The following is a 1,113-nucleotide window of genomic DNA, read 5'->3' on the forward strand; positions in this document are numbered from 1 at the left end:
CGCTGGCTGCGTTGCCGCTGACACCGAACGGCAAGCTCGACCGCGCGGCGTTGCCCGCCCCTGACACGAGCAATGCCACGACCGGATACGTCGAACCCCACACCGACACGCAGAAAACTCTCGCCGGTATCTGGCGTGCAGTGCTCAAACTCGATCGCGTCGGCGCATATGACCACTTCTTCGACCTGGGCGGTCACTCGCTGCTGGCGACGCAAGTGCTGTCGCGCCTGCGCGAAACGCTCGGCATCGAACTGCCGTTGCGTTCGATCTTCGAAGCACCGCTGCTGGCTGACTTCGCGGCACGGCTGACGGGCGAACCGAGCCACGAACCGGACGCCCTTCCCCTGATCACACCAGCCGGTCGCGACCAGCCGCTGCCGCTCTCGTACGCGCAGCAGCGCCTGTGGTTCCTCGACCAGCTAGACCCGGGCAGCGCGTTCTACAACATCCCGATCGCCGTGCGCCTGCGTGGCACGCTCGACATCGACGCGCTGCATCGGGCGCTCAACGAAGTAGTGCATCGGCACGAGGCACTACGCACGCGCTTCGTGTCGGCCGACGGCATGGCGGCGCAGACAGTGTCAGCGCGGCTTGCGATCGATCTTCCAGTGACCGACTGGTCGATATCGACGTCCGCCCGGCAAACCGGGGCACTGCATGTCGCGCTCACCGAGGAAGCGGCCGCGCCCTTTGATCTGTCGGCAGGGCCGCTGATCCGCTCGCGTCTGTTCAGGCTGTCGGCCGACCATCATGTCGTCGCGTTGACCTTGCATCACATCGTGTCGGACGGCTGGTCGATCGGGGTGCTGGTGCGTGAGATGGCCGCGCTTTACAACGCGTTTTCGCATGGCGAAGCGTCGGCGCTGGCGGAGCTGCCGGTTCAGTACGCCGATTTCGCACACTGGCAACGCAAGTGGCTGGCGGGCGAAGTGCTCACGCGTCAACTCGCGTACTGGGAGGCGCAACTGTTCGACGCGCCCGCGCTGCTGACGCTGCCGACTGACCGGCCGCGGCCGACGATGCAGCGCCACAACGGGGCGGTCCATCGCTTCGAGATCGACGCGGTTACGACAGCGGGCCTGCATCAGCTCGCGCGCCAGGCACAAGGGACCT

At 66.5% G+C, this 1,113-nt stretch carries 1 protein-coding gene; it reads left to right on the plus strand.

Annotation, left to right across the window (positions count from 1 at the left end; genetic code table 11):
- A partial coding sequence (locus tag HB633_RS30585; RefSeq protein WP_213781857.1) for a condensation domain-containing protein occupies positions 1–1,113 on the plus strand: 1,113 nt, incomplete at both ends.

This window comes from Caballeronia sp. dw_276, assembly GCF_018449635.1.
Taxonomy (GTDB): Bacteria; Pseudomonadota; Gammaproteobacteria; order Burkholderiales; family Burkholderiaceae; genus Caballeronia.